This window comes from Streptomyces sp. CC53 (assembly GCF_001865245.1).
In the GTDB taxonomy this organism is placed as follows: Bacteria; Actinomycetota; Actinomycetes; order Streptomycetales; family Streptomycetaceae; genus Streptomyces.
The window spans coordinates 1-18,247 of the sequence record NZ_MKXB01000190.1 but is presented as its reverse complement, the minus strand read 5'-3'; the positions used below and the strand labels follow the sequence as shown (position 1 = coordinate 18,247).

At 72.3% G+C, this 18,247-nt stretch carries 13 protein-coding genes; 9 read left to right on the top strand and 4 right to left on the bottom strand.

Going from position 1 to position 18,247, the window contains the following annotated elements; translation table 11 throughout:
• Window positions 1–2: 2 nt before the first annotated feature.
• A complete protein-coding gene (locus BJP40_RS24265) occupies window positions 3–455 on the bottom strand; it encodes a hypothetical protein (RefSeq protein ID WP_071266830.1) in 453 nt (150 codons plus the stop codon).
• Between the two features lie 403 nt (window positions 456–858).
• Window positions 859–4,815, bottom strand: coding sequence for a type VII secretion protein EccCa (eccCa, locus tag BJP40_RS24260; RefSeq protein ID WP_071282368.1), 3,957 nt, complete (start codon window positions 4,813–4,815; stop codon window positions 859–861).
• Window positions 4,816–5,745: 930 nt separating this feature from the next.
• Here eccCa and eccD point away from each other — a divergent pair.
• The 6 genes from eccD (at window position 5,746) to BJP40_RS24230 (ending at window position 13,061) form a co-directional block, all read left to right on the top strand.
• Window positions 5,746–7,224 (top strand): type VII secretion integral membrane protein EccD, encoded by a 1,479-nt coding sequence (gene eccD / locus BJP40_RS24255; RefSeq protein WP_071282367.1) that lies wholly within the window; start codon window positions 5,746–5,748, stop codon window positions 7,222–7,224.
• Between the two features lie 183 nt (window positions 7,225–7,407).
• Complete coding sequence (gene rpsO / locus BJP40_RS24250; protein WP_071266937.1) at window positions 7,408–7,698, top strand: 30S ribosomal protein S15; 291 nt, start codon at window positions 7,408–7,410, stop codon at window positions 7,696–7,698.
• A gap of 515 nt (window positions 7,699–8,213) precedes the next feature.
• Window positions 8,214–10,445 carry a polyribonucleotide nucleotidyltransferase gene (locus BJP40_RS24245; RefSeq protein ID WP_071282365.1) on the top strand — a complete coding sequence of 744 codons (2,232 nt, stop codon included), beginning with the start codon at window positions 8,214–8,216 and terminating at the stop codon, window positions 10,443–10,445.
• A complete protein-coding gene (locus tag BJP40_RS24240; RefSeq protein ID WP_071282364.1) occupies window positions 10,442–11,821 on the top strand; it encodes a pitrilysin family protein in 1,380 nt (459 codons plus the stop codon). Before BJP40_RS24245 ends, BJP40_RS24240 begins: the two co-directional genes overlap by 4 nt.
• Before the next feature lie 35 nt (window positions 11,822–11,856).
• Window positions 11,857–12,609: a 4-hydroxy-tetrahydrodipicolinate reductase gene (gene dapB / locus BJP40_RS24235; RefSeq protein ID WP_071282362.1), complete on the top strand. Its 753-nt coding sequence runs from the start codon at window positions 11,857–11,859 to the stop codon at window positions 12,607–12,609.
• A gap of 5 nt (window positions 12,610–12,614) precedes the next feature.
• Window positions 12,615–13,061, top strand: coding sequence for a tetratricopeptide repeat protein (locus BJP40_RS24230; protein ID WP_071282360.1), 447 nt, complete (start codon window positions 12,615–12,617; stop codon window positions 13,059–13,061).
• 201 nt (window positions 13,062–13,262) lie between these two features.
• Here the strand turns inward: BJP40_RS24230 and BJP40_RS24225 are convergent, their stop codons facing one another.
• Both BJP40_RS24225 and BJP40_RS24220 read right to left on the bottom strand, forming a co-directional pair.
• Entirely contained in the window at window positions 13,263–13,865 is a 603-nt protein-coding gene (locus tag BJP40_RS24225; RefSeq protein ID WP_071268188.1) for a hypothetical protein, read from the bottom strand.
• Window positions 13,866–13,960: 95 nt separating this feature from the next.
• The gene (locus BJP40_RS24220; RefSeq protein ID WP_071268190.1) at window positions 13,961–14,197 is read right to left on the bottom strand and encodes a hypothetical protein; all 237 of its coding nucleotides are present in this window, start codon (window positions 14,195–14,197) and stop codon (window positions 13,961–13,963) included.
• A 97-nt stretch (window positions 14,198–14,294) separates the two neighbouring features.
• Here BJP40_RS24220 and thyX point away from each other — a divergent pair, with 97 nt between their 5' ends.
• From thyX to BJP40_RS24205, 3 genes are all read left to right on the top strand, one after another.
• Window positions 14,295–15,119, top strand: coding sequence for an FAD-dependent thymidylate synthase (gene thyX, locus BJP40_RS24215; protein WP_079171427.1), 825 nt, complete (start codon window positions 14,295–14,297; stop codon window positions 15,117–15,119).
• 197 nt (window positions 15,120–15,316) lie between these two features.
• Window positions 15,317–16,216 (top strand): 4-hydroxy-tetrahydrodipicolinate synthase, encoded by a 900-nt coding sequence (gene dapA, locus BJP40_RS24210; protein WP_071268192.1) that lies wholly within the window; start codon window positions 15,317–15,319, stop codon window positions 16,214–16,216.
• A gap of 104 nt (window positions 16,217–16,320) precedes the next feature.
• The gene (locus tag BJP40_RS24205) at window positions 16,321–18,006 is read left to right on the top strand and encodes a ribonuclease J (protein ID WP_071268194.1); all 1,686 of its coding nucleotides are present in this window, start codon (window positions 16,321–16,323) and stop codon (window positions 18,004–18,006) included.
• Window positions 18,007–18,247: the final 241 nt, after the last annotated feature.

Here is an 18,247-nt window from a genome sequence, read left to right as displayed (position 1 = left end):
GTCTACCGCAGCCCTCCGTACGGTGCAGCGAAGGGATCGGGCTTCAGCAGCGGGCTGAAGTCGCTGTACACCTCGAAGTCCTGGCCCAGGAAGTTCCTGCGGACGACACGCAGGTTGTGCGCCTCGGTGGACAGGCGGCCCAGCAGGTTCTTGACCTGCGCGTCCCAGGTCGTCTCGACCGTCTTGAGGCCGGCTGCCGTGTCCCAGCCCGAGAACGCCGTGGTCGCCGCAGTCGTCTCCTCGTCGGCCGTCTTCGCCGCGGTGGAGGTCTGCGTCCTGACCTCGCCCTCCAGCTTGCCCGCCGCTTCCTTCTTCTTCGCCGGGTCGGAGCCGAAGTCCGGCGAACCGCCCCCGCCCCCGCCCCCGGGCGCGGCCGCCTGGTTGAGCTGCATCGCGGATGTCTGGCGTGCCGCGGCCTCACTGCGCAGCTGCGCCCATTCCTCTTCGAATCCCATCGTTCTTCCCCCGTCCGGTCCACGAACCAAGTGGCCGAGCTGATGATCGAATGTCCGACAGTTGTATCAAGCCGCGGTGGCGGGGGCCCAACACCGCTGCTCCCGCCACCGAACGCACACGTCCGCCCCACAGGTCCCGTACGGCCCCTGGGCGGTGAGGGTCCCTGCGCCTACGGGCCGGCTGCGCCTCTGCGCAGGGACCGGCGCCCCTCCGGGCTGTACCGGCCTCCCGGGCGGCCGGCGGGCCGGTCCCGGCCAGGTCGCACCGGGGCACCGCGCCACGCCCCGGCCCCGGCGGACCGCCCCGCCACCCCCGCTCGGGCGCGGTTCCCAGCCCAGAGGTCCGGCACCCGCGCGTTCCGCGGCCCCGCCGCCCCGGCTCCGGCGCGGGCCCCCGCCGCCCCTACGCGTCCGGCATCCGCCCCAGCTGGACCAGTGACGTGCCGCCCTTGCGGGAGACGTAGTAGCCGCGGCCCGGCGGCATCGGGTGGGGGCGGATCATGCCGAGCAGGTCGCCCTCCTGGGGGTCGCCCGACATGACGACGCCCTGCGCGCCCAGCTCCTTGATGCGCTGCATGAACGCGTCGTACATGGCCCGGGACGCACCGGCCGTCGAGCGGGCGATGATGAAGCGGACACCGGTGTCCCGGGCGAACGGCAGGTACTCCTCCAGCGGCCCCAGCGGGTTGCCGGAGCTCGTCGCCACCAGGTCGAAATCGTCGATCATGATGAAGATCTGCGGCCCCGACCACCAGCTGCGGTCCCGCAGCTGCTGGGGCGTGACGTCCGTCGGAGGCTGGCGGCGCTGGAACACCCCGGCCAGTGCCTCCATGTGCATCTGCAGGGAGCTCGCCATCGGCGCGTACTCCAGCAGGTGCTGCTCCGGCAGCGCGCCGAGCAGCGCCCGCCGGTAGTCGCCGACCACCAGCTTCGCCTCGTCCGGGCTGTACCGCTCGGAGATCTGCTTGGCCAGCAGCCGCAGCAGGTTCGTCTTGCCGGACTCGCTCTCGCCGAAGACGAGGAAGAAGGGGTCCGTCTCGAAGTCGACGAACACCGGTCCCAGGTTCGTCTCGTCGATGCCGATGGCCACGCCCTTCTGGGGGGTGTCCCAGCCGTTCGGCAGCCGGTCGGCGGGCACCGAGCGCGGCAGCAGCCGCACCGCGGGAGCCGCCGGGCCGGACCAGGCGGACCGGACGGCCTGCACGAAGCCCGCGGTCCCCTCCGGCAGGTCCCCGGGGTTGCTCGACGCGTCGATGCGCGGCAGCGCCCCCATGAAGTGCAGCTTCTGCGGCACCTGGCCGCGGCCCGGCACCCCGGTCGGTACGTTCGCGGCGACCCGCCGGTCGAACTCGGAGTCCATCGTGTCGCCCAGCCGCAGCTCCAGCCGGCCCAGCACCAGGTCCTTGATGGACGCCCGCAGCTCCATGTACCGGGTCGCGGTGATCACGACGTGGACGCCGTAGCCGAGGCCCCGCGTCACGATGTCGGTGATCCGCTCGTCAAGGCCCTCGTGGTCGTTGCGGAACGTGCCCCAGCCGTCCACGACCAGGAACACGTCGCCCCACGCCTCACCCGGCAGCTCGCCCGCCGCCCGCTTGCGCCGGTAGGTCGCCATCGAGTCGATGTTGTGCGCGCGGAAGAACTCCTCCCGCCGGTTCAGCACCCCCAGGACCTCGGAGACGGTGCGCCGCACCCGCTCCGGGTCGAGCCGGGACGCCACCCCGCCCACGTGCGGCAGGTCCGCCAGCGACGACATGCCGCCGCCGCCGAAGTCCAGCCCGTAGAACTGCACCTCGCTCGGCGTGTGCGTCAGCGCGAACGACGCGATCAGCGCGCGGACCAGCGTGGACTTGCCGGACTGCGGGCCGCCCACGACCAGCAGGTGCCCGGCCGCCCCGGAGAAGTCCTGGTACAGCACCTCCCGCCGCTGCTCGAACGGTTTGTCGATCAGGCCGAGCGGCACCACCAGGCCGCCCGGACGGTGGTACTCCGTCGCGGTGAGGCCCCGGTCCGCCGTGGGGGCGAGCCCCGGCAGCAGCTGGTCAAGCGGCGGCGCCTGGTCGAGCGGCGGCAGCCACACCTGGTGGGCCGGCACGCCCTGCCCCTCCAGCCGGCGCACGATCACGTCCAGCACCGTGTCGGCCAGCGCCTCGTCGTCCTCCGGCACGGCCGCGGCCGCGACGGCCGCCGGGTCAGGCGCGGCGTACACCACGGGCACCGGCGCGGCCGTGAACAGCACGGGCCGCCGCTCCACGGCCGGTTGGCCGCCCGTCACCCGCGGCCCGCCGGAGCGGTACGCCCCCGACACGTACGCCGCCTTGAAGCGGACCATCTCATCCGTGCCGAACTTCAGGTACCCCGAACCGGGCACCGACGGCAGGTGGTACGCGTCGGGCACGCCCAGCGCCGTGCGGGACTCCGCCGCGGAGAACGTCCGCAGACCGATCCGGTACGACAGGTACGTGTCGAGGCCGCGCAGCCGGCCCTCCTCCAGGCGCTGCGAGGCGAGCAGCAGGTGCACACCCAGCGACCGGCCGATGCGGCCGATCTGGATGAACATGTCGATGAAGTCCGGTTTCGCCGTGAGGAGTTCCGAGAACTCGTCGATGACCAGGACCAGTGAGGCCAGCGGCTCCAGCGCCGCACCCGCCGCGCGCGCCTTCTCGTAGTCGTGGATGTTCGCGAAGTTGCCCGCCGCGCGCAGCAGCTCCTGCCGCCGCTGCAGCTCCCCGCGGATCGCGTCGCCCATGCGGTCCACCAGGGTCAGGTCGTCCGCCAGGTTGGTGATGACCGCGGCCACGTGCGGCATCTGCGACATGCCCGCGAAGGTGGCACCGCCCTTGAAGTCGGCGAGGACGAAGTTCAGCGTCTCGGACGAGTGCGTCACCGCCAGGCCCAGCACCAGCGTGCGCAGCAGCTCCGACTTGCCCGAGCCCGTCGCGCCGACGCACAGCCCGTGCGGGCCCATGCCCTCCTGCGCCGCCTCCTTCAGGTCCAGCATGACCGGGGCGCCGTCCTCACCGACACCGATCGGCACCCGCAGCCGCTCCGCCGTCGACCGCGGCCGCCAGGTGCGTGCCACGTCCACGGACGACGCGTCACCGAGGTTCAGCAGATCCGTGAAGTCCAGGTTCGCCAGCAGCGGCTCGTCGTCGTCGCCCCCGCCCATCCGCAGCGGCGCCAGCTGGCGCGCCAGCGCCTCGGCGGCTTCAGGCGCCAGCGTGTCCGGCACGCCCAGGTAGGCGTAGCCGGCACCCGACTCCAGCCGCAGCCGCCCGGGCCGCACCACGACGGACAGGCCGCCGCGCGGCTCGTCCAGTTCGCCGCCGATCACCTCGATGACGGTGACGCCCTGGAGCCCCTCCGGCGCCGCGAAGAGCGACTCCGGCGGCACGATCCCGCCGTCCAGCACCACCACGATGTGCGGCTGGTCCAGCAGGGGGGCGCCGTCCCGGCTGAACCGCGGCCGGCCGTCGAGCCGGTCCCGCAGCAGCTCCTCCAGCTCCCCGAGGTCGTCGCCGAACAGCCGCCGCGTGCCCGCCCCGTCCACGTGACCGGGCGCTTGGGTGTGCGGCAGCCACTTCGTCCAGTCCCAGCGGTCCGCCGCGGCCGGAGCCGCCACCACGGCGACGACGAGGTCCTCCGGGGACTGCAGCGTCACGAGCTGCGCCACCATCGCCCTGGCCGCGGCCTGCGCCGACGCGGGTTCACCGGACACCGTCACGTGGTAGAAGGCCCGCATCGACACGGCCATCGGCAACCCGTCCAGCGAGCCGTGCACCGCCAGGAAGCGCTGCATCGCGCCGGCGCACAGCGGTTCCAGCTCGTCGACGGGTGCCGTGTCGGGCGCCACCAGGGGCGTCGCCAGCTGCTGGGCGCCGAGCCCGATCCGGACCTGAGCGAAGTCGCCGTCGCCGATGCGCCGCTCCCACAGCCGTGAGCCCTCCGCCACGACGGACCAGAGCTGCTCGGGGGAGGGGTGCAGGTAGAACTGCGCGTCCCGCTGGGCCCGCGCGGTCTTGCGGACGGCACGCCGCGTCTGGGCGAGGTACTTGAGGTAGTCGCGCCGCACATCGGCTATCTCGCCCTGCGTGCCGCGGCGGTAGCGGACGAGTTGCGCGATGACCATGGCGACGGTCGACACCAGCATCAGCATGCCCATGATCCGCATGAAGGGCGGCATGTTCGGCATGAAGAAGAAGACGACGGACGACCCCATGCCCAGCATGGGCAGGAGCTGCATGAGCATGCCCTCCTGCTGCCCGCGCGGCAGTTCGGGAGGCGACTCCAGTTTCAGGTCCTCCGTGGGGACTTCCGGCGGAAGCGACCTCGGCGGGCGTTTGACGACGATCTGGCTCACCCGAGCATCAATCCCTCGATACGGACGAAGACGGACGGCAGTCCCGCACCGGCGCCCCCGCGACAGGTTCGGCCCGCGGTTTCGCTCACGACGCCGACCCGCAGGGGTGCCTGACGGGTCGCGGCCGTGAACTGGCCCGGTCGCGCCGCGGGTTCCCCGTGGGCCGGACCCCGTACGGGCCGGCCTCCGGAAGCCGGCCCGGCACCATACCGGCGCCGAGCCGGTTCGCCGCGCCCTCCGTCGGAGCCCGTCCGGAAGACGCCCCTGCCGACGGCCCCGCCCGGCGGCCACCGCCGGGGCGGTTGCCCGCCTCGGCGGCCGGTCGGCAACCGGAACGCCACGCGCCGGCGGCCCCCGGCCGGGCCGTCCGACGGCCGCCCGGCTGTCGGACGCCCGCTCGCCGGCTGCCCGGTCGACCGCGCTGCGGCGGCCCCTCGACGGAGCCGCCCGGCAGCGGGCCGACCGGCGGACGCGCACCAGGCGCCCGCCGCCTCGGCCACGGTCCGCGCACCGGCCGGGTGCGCCCCGCACTGCGCCGGGCAGGGCCGCCGCCCGGTGGTCCACCTGACGGCGGTCCTCCCGACGAAGGCCCGTCCGAGGAGCAGCCACCCGTGCGTGCCGCCGAAGGCCCGCCCGGGAAGCCGCGCATGAGGCACCGGCGAGGCGCCCCCGTGAGGCACCGGCGAGGCGTCCGGCGAAGCATCGTCCTTACGAAGTCCGCGGATTCCCCCGCGCCGCGGAGCCCGCCCGCGTACGACGGACGTCCACCGCGATCGCGGACGCCCCCCTCGGCCCCGGCCGCCCGGCCGGCACCGCGGACGCCGCCCGCGCGACGGTGATCCTACTTGCAGGTCCTCGTACCGCGCCCCGGTAGGGTGACGCGCGCACCGTGCGCAACCGCGAATCCGGGATAACAGGGGGTCCAGACACGTGAGTACGAGCGCAGCGACCGGCTTCTGCCGCGTCACCGTCGTCGCGCCCGACAGCCGCATCGACGTGGCGCTCCCCGAGGACATCGCGGTCGCCGACATCCACCCCGTCATCCTGCGCCTCACCGGCCAGTCCCAGGCCGTCGCGACCCCGACCGGCTACCACCTGGTGCGCCGTGACGGGACGGTGCTCGACGGGGCGCGGACGCTGGTCGCCCAGCAGGTCCTCGACGGCGAGGTGCTGCTGCTGCGGCCGTTCGCGCAGTCGCTGCCCCCGGCCGTCTTCGACGATGTCGCCGACGCGGTCGCCTCGGCCGTCACCCGCGACCGCCACCTGTGGCGCGACGACATGCTGCGCGGCGCCGGCCTCGTCGGCGCGGTCCTGCTGCTGCTCCTGACGGGCTTCGTCCTCTGGTACGCGGACCCGGTCCGCCACGACATGCACGGACTGCCCGGTATCGTCGCGGGCGCCGCCGGACTGCTGCTGACCGCCTTCGCGGGGGTGAGGGCCCGGGTGTACGGGGACCGGCCCGCAGCGGTCGCCTTCGGTCTGGGCGCCCTGCCGCTGCTGCTCGTCGCCGGCTCCGGCATCATCGGCCCGGACGCCGGGCAGGGACCCGGCCGCCTGCAGTTCCTGCTGGGCTGCGTGACCGTCCTCGTCGCCGCCGTCACCCTCGTCGCCCTCGCCCCCGGCGGTGACGCGCCCTTCGTCGGGGCCACCTTCGTCGCCGTCGCCGGCACCCTCGCCACCTTCGCCGCGATCCTCACCGAGGCGTCGGCCACCGCCACCGCGGCGGTCTGCGCGCCCGTCGCGGTCGGTCTCGTGGCGTTCCTGCCGGGCCTGTCGGCCCGCTTCGCCCGGCTGCCCATCGGCTACGCGGCGCCCCGCGGCCCGTCCGCCGACTTCGACGCCGACCCCGACGGCGACGCGGACGCCCGGCCCGGGGCCCAGCCGGTCGAAGCCGACCGCGTCGCCGTCCAGGCGCGCCGCGGCCACGAGCTGCTGCTGGGGCTCGTGGGCGGCTGCGCGGCCCTCGTCGTCGGCGCGGCCGCCGTCCTCGGCTTCGCCGGCAACACGTGGGGGCAGCTGCTCGCCCTCGCGGCGGGGCTCGCGATGCTGCTGCGGGCCCGGCTCTTCCGCTACACCTCGCAGGTGGCCTGCGCCCTCGTGGCGGGCCTCGCCGCGATCGGGCTGCTGGTCCTCGGCCTGGCCCTCAACCCGCCCGCGGACCTGGTGCGGGAGTTCCTCCAGTACGGTGACCGGGGCGGCCTCGACATCCGCACGGTGTGGCTGGCCGCAGCCCTGGCCGCCGGTGCCGCGCTGGCCACCGCGATCGGCCTGGTCATCCCCAGGAAGGGACTGTCCCCCTTCTGGGGCCGCCTCCTCGACCTCGTCGAGGGCGCCGTGCTGCTCTCCCTGGTGCCGCTGTGCCTGGCGGTGCTCGACGTGTACTCCGCGGCCCGCTCCCTCACCAGCTGACGGCCCCGGGGAAGGGGCCGCTCCACAGGCTGGTACGCTGTGTGACGGCCGTTTGTGTACGCGCCCCCGGATCCTCTGGGAGCAGCGCCCATCGCGCCTCCGCCCGCCGAGTCACGGAAGTCCCCCTGAGACGCAGACCAGGGGCACTCGCGGGCGCTTCGAACACATCACTGAGGAGTACGCGTGTCTCTCGACGCCGCTACGAAGAAGCAGATCATCGCCGAGTTCGGCACCAAGGAGGGCGACACCGGCTCCCCCGAGGTCCAGGTCGCGCTGCTGTCCCGCCGCATCTCGGACCTGACCGAGCACCTGAAGGCCCACAAGCACGACCACCACTCCCGTCGTGGTCTGCTGATCCTGGTCGGTCAGCGCCGCCGCCTGCTGCAGTACCTGGCCAAGAAGGACATCCAGCGCTTCCGTGCGCTGGTCGAGCGCCTCGGCATCCGCCGCGGTGCGGCCGGCGGCGCCAAGTAAGACGCCGTGAAGGGAGCGGTTCCCGACCGACCGGGAGCCGCTCCCTTCGCCGTATGCGGGGGGACCGTACGCACGAAGGCGTACGACACCCGGCCGTACGGCACCGGAGGTGCGGGCCGCCACGGCGTACGGCACCCCGGACGCGAAGCACCGAGGCACGGACGGACCGGCGCGGGCGCGCGGACGCGGACACCCCCGAAGGGGCGTGCGCGGGCGCACTCGACGGACGTGCACATGCGATCCTGGGCCCAGGCTCAGTAATCTGGTCGCACAACGCCATAACGACAACACCATGAACGCCGTCAGCGCGGGTACGACCGACGCTGAGGGCACCGGAGAGGCCGCCTCGCCGCCGCCGGTCCTCGGTAGTGGCCCCCGGGCACCACCCCGCACGGGTGCACCCGGGTGCTTCGATCGAAGACCGGCCCGCACACAAGGCGCGATCCCTCCACCCCCGTCCCCGCGCCACACGGGCGCCGGGACGCAAAGACGACACACAAACGGAGAAGACACTGGTGGAGAACGAGACCCACTACGCCGAGGCCGTCATCGACAACGGTTCCTTCGGCACCCGCACCATCCGCTTCGAGACGGGCCGCCTGGCCCGTCAGGCCGCCGGCTCCGCCGTGGCCTACCTGGACGACGACACCATGGTGCTGTCGGCCACCACCGCGTCGAAGCAGCCCAAGGACCAGCTCGACTTCTTCCCCCTCACGGTGGACGTCGAGGAGCGGATGTACGCGGCCGGCAAGATCCCCGGCTCCTTCTTCCGCCGCGAGGGCCGGCCCTCCGAGGACGCCATCCTCACCTGCCGCCTCATCGACCGCCCGCTGCGCCCGTCCTTCAAGAAGGGCCTGCGCAACGAGATCCAGGTCGTCGCGACGATCATGGCGCTCAACCCCGACCACCTGTACGACGTGGTCGCCATCAACGCCGCCTCCGCGTCGACCCAGCTCGCCGGCCTGCCCTTCTCGGGCCCGATCGGCGGCGTCCGCGTCGCCCTGATCCGCGGCCAGTGGGTGGCCTTCCCCACGCACAGCGAGCTGGAGGACGCCGTCTTCGACATGGTCGTCGCCGGCCGGGTGCTGGAGGACGGCGACGTCGCGATCATGATGGTCGAGGCCGAGGCCACCGAGAAGACCATCACCCTCGTCGAGGGTGGCGCCGAGGCGCCGACCGAGGAGGTCGTCGCCGCCGGTCTGGACGCCGCGAAGCCGTTCATCAAGGTCCTGTGCAAGGCGCAGTCCGACCTCGCCGCGAAGGCCGCCAAGCCGGTCGCCGAGTTCCCGGTCTTCCTGGACTACCAGGACGACGTCCTGGAGGCGCTCACCGCCGCCGTCAGGACCGAGCTCGCCCAGGCCCTCACCATCGCGGGCAAGCAGGAGCGCGAGGCCGAGCTGGACCGCGTCAAGGCGGTCGCCGCCGAGAAGCTGCTCCCGCAGTTCGAGGGCCGCGAGAAGGAGATCTCCGCGGCGTACCGCTCCCTGACCAAGAGCCTGGTCCGCGAGCGCGTCATCAAGGACAAGGTCCGCATCGACGGCCGCGGCCTCACCGACATCCGCACCCTGGCCGCCGAGGTCGAGGCCATCCCGCGGGTGCACGGCTCCGCCCTGTTCGAGCGCGGCGAGACCCAGATCCTGGGCGTCACCACGCTGAACATGCTGCGCATGGAGCAGATGCTGGACACCCTCTCCCCGGTGACCCGCAAGCGCTACATGCACAACTACAACTTCCCGCCGTACTCCGTCGGTGAGACCGGCCGTGTCGGCTCGCCGAAGCGCCGCGAGATCGGCCACGGCGCGCTCGCCGAGCGCGCCATCGTGCCGGTGCTGCCGACGCGCGAGGAGTTCCCGTACGCGATCCGCCAGGTGTCCGAGGCCCTCGGCTCCAACGGCTCGACGTCCATGGGTTCGGTCTGCGCCTCCACCATGTCGCTGCTGAACGCCGGTGTGCCGCTCAAGGCCCCGGTCGCCGGCATCGCTATGGGCCTGATCTCCCAGGAGATCGACGGCCAGACGCACTACGTCACCCTCACCGACATCCTCGGTGCGGAGGACGCCTTCGGCGACATGGACTTCAAGGTCGCCGGCACGAAGGACTTCGTCACCGCCCTCCAGCTTGACACCAAGCTGGACGGCATCCCGGCCTCCGTCCTGGCCGCGGCCCTCAAGCAGGCCCGCGACGCCCGCCTCCACATCCTCGACGTGATGATGGAAGCGATCGACCGCCCGGACGAGATGTCCCCGAACGCCCCGCGGATCATCACCGTCAAGATCCCGGTGGACAAGATCGGTGAGGTCATCGGCCCCAAGGGCAAGATGATCAACCAGATCCAGGAGGACACCGGCGCCGAGATCACCATCGAGGACGACGGCACGATCTACATCGGTGCCGCCGACGGCCCGGCCGCCGAGGCCGCCCGCGCCACGATCAACGGCATCGCCAACCCGACGATGCCGGAGGTCGGCGAGCGCTACCTGGGCACGGTCGTCAAGACCACCACGTTCGGTGCGTTCGTCTCGCTCCTCCCGGGCAAGGACGGCCTGCTGCACATCTCGCAGATCCGCAAGCTCGCCGGTGGCAAGCGCGTGGAGAACGTCGAGGACGTGCTCGCGGTCGGCTCCAAGGTCCAGGTGGAGATCGCCGAGATCGACCAGCGCGGCAAGCTCTCCCTCATCCCGGTCCTCGCCGACGACGAGGCCGCCGAGGGTTCCGACTCCGACACGAAGGCCGACGCCGACAAGTGACGTCCCGCAGTCTCCGGCCGACGGCCCGCACCTCCTCGGAGGCGCGGGCCGTCGCCCGTACCCAAACGCTTCTCCCCGGCAAGGACGGCATCGGCACCGTCCGCCGCACCACCCTCCCCGGCGGCCTGCGCGTCGTCACCGAGACGCTGCCGTCGGTGCGCTCCGCCACCTTCGGCATCTGGGCGCACGTCGGCTCCCGCGACGAGACGCCCGCCCTCAACGGCGCCACGCACTACCTGGAGCACCTCCTCTTCAAGGGCACCCGCAGGCGGTCCGCCCTCGACATCTCCGCCGCCGTCGACGCGGTGGGCGGCGAGATGAACGCCTTCACGGCGAAGGAGTACACCTGCTACTACGCGCGCGTGCTGGACACCGACCTGCCGCTCGCCATCGACGTCGTCTGCGACATGCTCACGGGCTCCCTCGTCCGCGAGGAGGACGTCGACGCCGAGCGCGGAGTGATCCTCGAAGAGATCGCGATGACCGAGGACGACCCCGGCGACGTCGTCCACGACCTCTTCGCCGCCACCATGTTCGGCGACACCCCGCTGGGCCGCCCGGTCCTCGGCACCGTCGACACCGTCAACGGGCTGACGCGCGACCAGATCGCCCGCTTCTACCGGAAGCACTACGACCCCACGCACCTGGTGGTCGCCGCCGCCGGCAACATCGACCACGCCACCGTCGTGCGGCAGGTCCGCCGCGCCTTCGAGCAGGCCGGCGCCCTCTCCCGCACCGACGCCGTCCCCGTCGCCCCGCGCGACGGCCGGCGGGCCATCCGCACCGCCGGCCGCGTCGAGCTGCTGAACCGCAGGACGGAGCAGGCCCACGTGGTCCTCGGCATGCCCGGCTACGCCCGCACCGACGACCGCCGCTGGACGCTCGGCGTGCTGAACACCGCCCTCGGCGGCGGCATGTCCTCCCGCCTCTTCCAGGAGGTCCGCGAGAAGCGCGGCCTGGCGTACAGCGTGTACTCGTACACCTCGGGCTTCGCCGACTGCGGCCTGTTCGGCGTGTACGCGGGCTGCCGACCCAACCAGGTCCACGACGTGCTGCGCATCTGCCGCGACGAACTCGACCGGGTCGCCCGCGAGGGCCTCACCGACGACGAGGTCCAGCGGGCCATCGGCCAGCTCAAGGGCTCCACCGTCCTCGGCCTGGAGGACACCGGCGCGCTGATGAACCGCATCGGCAAGAGCGAGCTGTGCTGGGGCGACCAGATGTCCGTCGACGACATGCTCGCCCGCATCGCCGCCGTCACCCCCGACGACGTACGGGACGTCGCCGGCGAGCTGCTCAGCCGGCGCCCCTCCCTCGCCGTGATCGGCCCGCTCAGGGACAAACAGGCGGACCGCCTCGAAGCAGCCGTCTCCTGACCAGCCGCACATCCGCACCCCGTAAGGAAGCAAGCATGAGCAAGCTGCGCGTGGCCGTCCTCGGCGCCAAGGGCCGGATCGGCTCCGAGGCCGTCCGGGCCGTGGAGGCCGCCGACGACATGGAACTCGTCGCGGCCCTCGGCCGGGGCGACGACCTGGACGTCCTCACCGACACCGGCGCCCAGGTCGCCGTCGAGCTGACCACCCCCGATGCGGTGATGGGCAACCTGGACTTCTGCGTACGCCACGGCATCCACGCCGTCGTCGGCACCACCGGCTGGACCGACGAACGCCTCGCTCAGCTCACCTCGTGGCTGGACGCCTCGCCGGGCACAGGCGTCCTCATCGCACCGAACTTCTCCATCGGCGCGGTCCTGACCATGAGGTTCGCGCAGATCGCCGCCCCGTACTTCGAGTCCGCCGAGGTCGTCGAGCTGCACCACCCCAGGAAGGTCGACGCGCCCTCCGGCACCGCCACCCGCACCGCCCAGCTCATCGCCGCCGCCCGGGCGGAAGCCGGCTGCGCCCCCCAGCCCGACGCCACCACGACCGCCCTCGACGGGGCGCGGGGCGCCGACATCGACGGGGTCCCCGTGCACGCCGTACGGCTCCGGGGCCTGCTGGCCCACCAGGAGGTGCTGCTCGGCGCCGAGGGGGAGACGCTCACCATCCGCCACGACTCGCTGCACCACAGCAGCTTCATGCCGGGCATCCTGCTGGGCTGCCGCCGCGTCGTCACCGCCCCGGGCCTCACCTTCGGCCTGGAGCACTTCCTCGACCTCGGGTGACCGGTATGGCTGCGAAGATCTCCTACTTCGTCATGGCCGCCTTCCTGGTCGTGTACTTCGTCCTGGTCGGCGGCCGTGGCGTGGCCCTCATCCAGCAGGGCACGGCCCTCACCGTGGTCCTGGGCGTCTCGGCGCTCGTCCTGCCCGCCATCGGCGTCTGGTTCCTGTGGGTGAACACCCGCTTCGTCACCCGGGCCAACCGTCTCGCGGCGGAGCTGGAGGCGGAGGGCGGGCTGCCCGTCGACGAGCTGCGCCGCCTCCCGGGCGGCCACATCGACCGGGACTCGGCCGACGAGGTGTTCGCGCGGCGGCGCGCCGAGACGGAGGACTCACCGGACGACTGGCGCTGCTGGTTCCGCCTCGCGGTCGCCTACCGTGACGCCCGCGACACCCCGCGTGCCCGCAAGGCGATGCAGCGGGCCATCGCCCTGCGCACGTCCGCGCGGCACTGACCACGGGGGGCCCTGCGGGCGCCCCCCGCGTGGGCCGCGGCCCGGCCGTGCGGCGGCTGATCCTCCCCGCTCCCGTCCCGGGCCGGAAGCCGGGAGCGGGGTAGGCGGCCCCCGAAGGCCAGGGCCGTCAGGGCGACCGCGGGACCCGAGCCCGTACGGCCTGAGCCGTACGGGCTCGGGTCCGACCGGTCGGGTGGGCGGTCAGACGCGCACGTGGGAACGGCCCGCCGGCACCGCGGCGGCGGGGCCCGTGGGCGACCCGTACTCGGCGTTCCACGCCTCCACGGTGTCCGCGGCCCGGTCGAAGGCCTCCACCCGGGCCAGGAAGTCCGCGTTGTGGTCGGTGAGCAGTGTCATCGGCTCGCCGGTACCGCCGTGCCGCACCAGCACGAGGGCCTGCCCCTGCACCGTGCGGGGCAGCCCCATCCAGCGCACCGGCTGCTGCACCGTCCGCATGGAGGCCACCCGCGACCACGGCACGGTGACCGTACGGAGGAACCGCACGCGCCGCACCCCGTGCCGGCTCACCCAGGTGCCGACCCGCAGCAGCCGCAGCGCGACCAGCAGCACCGCGGCCGCGGCCCCGGCGCACGTGCCCGCGGCCGCCGGGTCCCCGGCGAGGGCGACGACCAGGGTGGCCAGCAGCATGAAGGCGGTGACGAGCAGCGCCACGGCGGCCGCGGCGACCCGCCACGGGCCGGGGCGGTAGGGGCGGCGCCACTGGTCGTGGTCGTCGAACGGCAGGGCCAAGTCGTCGCCGTCGGCTCCAGGAGCACGGTCGGCCGTCAGGAAAGGCAGGGGCACGACTGATCCTTCACTCTTACGCACGCTCGTTCGGGCTGTGCCCGGTGAGGCTACCCAGCCCTTCCGCGACCGGCCACAGCAGGGGTCCGCACGCGTCAGCGGCCGTCGGCGGCCTCGGACTGCTGCGGGGACCCGGCCGCGGGACCGGACTGCAACGCCGGCATCCCGAACAGCAGCGACCCCACCAGGCCCGCCACCACAGTCAGCCCGATCAATGTACGACCCGCTATCTGCGACAGCGTCGGACGCGGGCGCGGCGGAGGGGTGACGTTGCTGCGGAAGCGGTCGGTCTCCGCGGTGAACGCGAACGGGACGGCCTCGGGGCGGGACATGAGGGCGGACCTCCTTCGAGGAGCGGCTGCCGGTACGGGGGCTCACCCGTACAGACGCACGAACGCGTCATTTGGTGCCCAAGGTGCCGGAAGTCCGATGCCGGAGCCTGCCCGTAGAGTGGGCGCGGCCCGAGCGACGTGTGACAGGAAGGACCCGTCGGTGACCGACATCACCCCCACAGGCAAGACCGGAGAGGCGCAGGACGTGAAGCCCGGCTTCCGCAGCGATGTGACCGTCGAGCTGGTCAAGCACAGCGCCTCCGACACCGACGTGCTGTGGGCCGCCAGGGTCTCCACCGCGGGCGAGCAGTCGCTCGACGAACTGAAGAAGGACCCGGAGCGCTCGAAGGGCCTGATCAACTTCCTGATGCGGGACCGGCACGGCAGCCCGTTCGAGCACACCTCGATGACGTTCTTCATCAGCGCCCCGATCTTCGTGTTCCGCGAGTTCATGAGGCACCGCGCGGGCTGGTCGTACAACGAGGAGTCGGGCCGCTACCGCGAGCTGCAGCCTGTCTTCTACGTCCCGGACACCTCGCGCAAGCTGGTCCAGGAGGGCCGCCCCGGCAAGTACGTCTTCGTCGAGGGCTCGCAGGAGCAGTACGAGCTGACCTCCCGCGCGATGGAGCAGTCGTACGTCCAGGCGTACGAGGCCTACCAGGAGATGCTCGCCGCCGGCGTCGCCCGCGAGGTCGCCCGCTCCGTCCTCCCCGTCGGCCTGTACTCCTCCATGTACGCCACCTGCAACGCCCGCTCGCTGATGCACTTCCTCGGCCTGCGCACCCAGCACGAGCTGGCCAAGGTGCCGTCCTTCCCGCAGCGGGAGATCGAGATGGTCGGCGAGAGGATGGAGGCGCAGTGGGCGGAGCTCATGCCGCTCACCCATGCGGCGTTCAACCAGAACGGCCGCGTCGCGCCGTAGGGCCGTCGTGACCGATCCGGTACAGATGTACGGATCAGCCGTCCGAAGTGTCCGTATTGCGACGCTCTGAGAAGTTCATCTAGCCTGATCAATACGGACCCGGCACTGCTTGAACCCCCGAGCAGGCAGTGCCGGGCTCCCCTTCCGCACGTCCCCGAGGGGACCCCGCACGCTGAGCAGCGAGTAGCGTGTTACCCATGGCTCCGATCTCCACTCCGCAGACCCCCTTCGGACGGGTCCTCACCGCTATGGTCACGCCGTTCACGGCGGACGGCGCACTCGACCTCGACGGCGCACAGCGGCTCGCCGCCCATCTGGTGGACGCAGGCAACGACGGCCTGGTCGTCAACGGCACCACCGGCGAGTCCCCGACCACCAGCGACGCGGAGAAAGACCAGCTCGTACGGGCGGTCCTGGAGGCGGTGGGCGACCGGGCCCACGTCGTCGCAGGCATCGGCACCAACGACACCCGGCACACCCTGGAGCTGGCCCGCGCCGCAGAGCGCGCCGGCGCGCACGGCCTGCTCGCTGTCACGCCGTACTACAACAAGCCCCCGCAAGAGGGTCTGTACCGTCACTTCACGGCCATCGCGGACGCCACGGAGCTCCCCGTGATGCTCTACGACATCCCCGGCCGCAGCGGCGTCCCCATCGACACGGAGACGATCGTCCGCCTCGCGGAGCACCCGAGGATCGTCGCCAACAAGGACGCCAAGGGCGACCTCGGCCGGGCCAGCTGGGCCATCGCCCGCTCCGGCCTCGCCTGGTACTCCGGTGACGACATGCTCAACCTGCCGCTGCTGTCCGTCGGCGCCGTCGGGTTCGTCTCCGTCGTCGGCCACGTCGTCACCCCCGAGCTGCGCGCCCTCCTGGAGGCCCACCTCAACGGCGACGTCCAGAAGGCCACCGAGGTCCACCAGCAGCTGCTGCCCGTCTACACCGGCATGTTCCGCACCCAGGGCGTGATCACCACGAAGGCCGCGCTCGCCCTGCAGGGCCTGCCCGCCGGGCCGCTGCGCCTGCCCCTCGTGGAACTGTCCCCCGGGCAGACCGCGCAGCTCCAGGCCGACCTCGCGGCGGGCGGCGTCACGCTGTGACGACGGCCGGCACACGACTTCACAACTGAACAGCCCCTATCCCTACGAAGTCACACGCGCCACGTGTCTCAGCGGCACGTGGCGCGTGTGGTGAGGAGAGACTTTTGAGCCATCCGCACCCCGAACTCGGCGCTCCCCCTCGGCTCCCCGCGGGCGGTCTGCGCGTCACGCCTCTCGGCGGTCTCGGCGAGATCGGCCGGAACATGACGGTCTTCGAGTACGACGGCCGTCTGCTGATCGTCGACTGCGGCGTCCTCTTCCCCGAGGAGGAGCAGCCCGGCGTCGACCTCATCCTGCCGGACTTCACCACACTGCAGGACCGTCTCGACGACATCGAGGCCATCGTCCTCACGCACGGTCACGAGGACCACATCGGCGGCGTCCCGTACCTGCTGCGACTGAAGCCGGACATCCCGCTGATCGGCTCCAAGCTGACCCTCGCCCTGATCGAGGCGAAGCTGCAGGAGCACCGCATCCGGCCGTACACCCTGGAGGTCGCGGAAGGCGACCGGGAGCAGCTGGGATCCTTCGACTGCGAGTTCATCGCGGTCAACCACTCCATCCCGGACGCCCTGGCCGTGGCCATCCGCACCCCCGCGGGCCTGGTCGTGCACACCGGCGACTTCAAGATGGACCAGCTGCCGCTGGACAGCCGCCTCACCGACCTGCACGCCTTCGCGCGCCTCAGCGAGGAGGGCATCGACCTCCTGCTGTCGGACTCGACGAACGCGGAGGTGCCCGGTTTCACCGCCCACGAGCGCGACATCTCGAACGTGATGCGCTCGGTCTTCGCGGGCGCCCAGCGGCGCATCATCGTGGCCAGCTTCGCCAGCCACGTGCACCGCATCCAGCAGGTCCTGGACGCGGCGTACGAGTACGGCAGGAAGGTCGCGTTCGTCGGCCGCTCGATGGTCCGGAACATGGGCATCGCCCGCGACCTCGGCTACCTGCGCGTCCCGCCGGGCCTCGTCGTCGACGTGAAGACGCTGGACGACCTGCCCGAGCACGAGGTCGTACTGGTCTGCACGGGTTCCCAGGGCGAGCCGATGGCGGCCCTGTCCCGCATGGCCAACCGGGACCACCAGATCCGCATCGTCCAGGGCGACACGGTGATCCTGGCGTCCTCGCTCATCCCGGGCAACGAGAACGCGGTCTACCGCGTCATCAACGGACTGACCCGCTGGGGCGCGAACGTCGTCCACAAGGGCAACGCCAAGGTGCACGTCTCCGGCCACGCCTCGGCCGGCGAGCTGCTGTACTTCTACAACATCTGCAAGCCCAGGAACCTGATGCCGGTCCACGGTGAATGGCGCCACCTGCGTGCGAACGCCGAGCTGGGAGCCCTCACCGGTGTTCCCAAGGACCGCATCGTCATCGCCGAGGACGGCGTCGTCGTCGACCTCGTCGACGGCCGGGCCAGGATCACCGGCAAGGTCCAGGCCGGATACGTGTACGTGGACGGCCTGTCCGTCGGCGACGTCACCGAGGTGCACCTCAAGGACCGCCGCATCCTGGGCGAGGAGGGCATCGTCTCGGTCTTCGTCGTGGTCGACTCCACGACCGGGAAGATCGTCGGCGGCCCGCACGTCCAGGCGCGCGGATCCGGCATCGAGGACGGGCGCTTCGACGAGGTCCTCCCGAAGATCGAGGAGGCCCTGAACCGGTCGGCGCAGGACGGCGTGGTCGAGCCCCACCAGCTCCAGCAGCTGATCCGCCGCACGATCGGCAAGTGGGTCTCCGACACCTACCGCCGTCGGCCGATGATCCTGCCCGTCGTGGTGGAGGTCTGACGCCTCGTCGGCTCCGCACGGGAGCGGGGCGCCCTCGATTTGCGTCGGGGCGCTCCGCTCCAGTACGTTTACGGCTCCGCTCGCCGGGGAACCCGCGACGCCATGCGCGTCCGGACCGTGAACCGGCGGACCGGGAAATCCGGCTCAGAAACTCTGATAAAGTCGGAACCGCCGAAAGGCAGTCGAAAGGCAAAGGCCCTCCAACGGCCACCGGAAACGAAATCCGAACCGGAAACGGAAC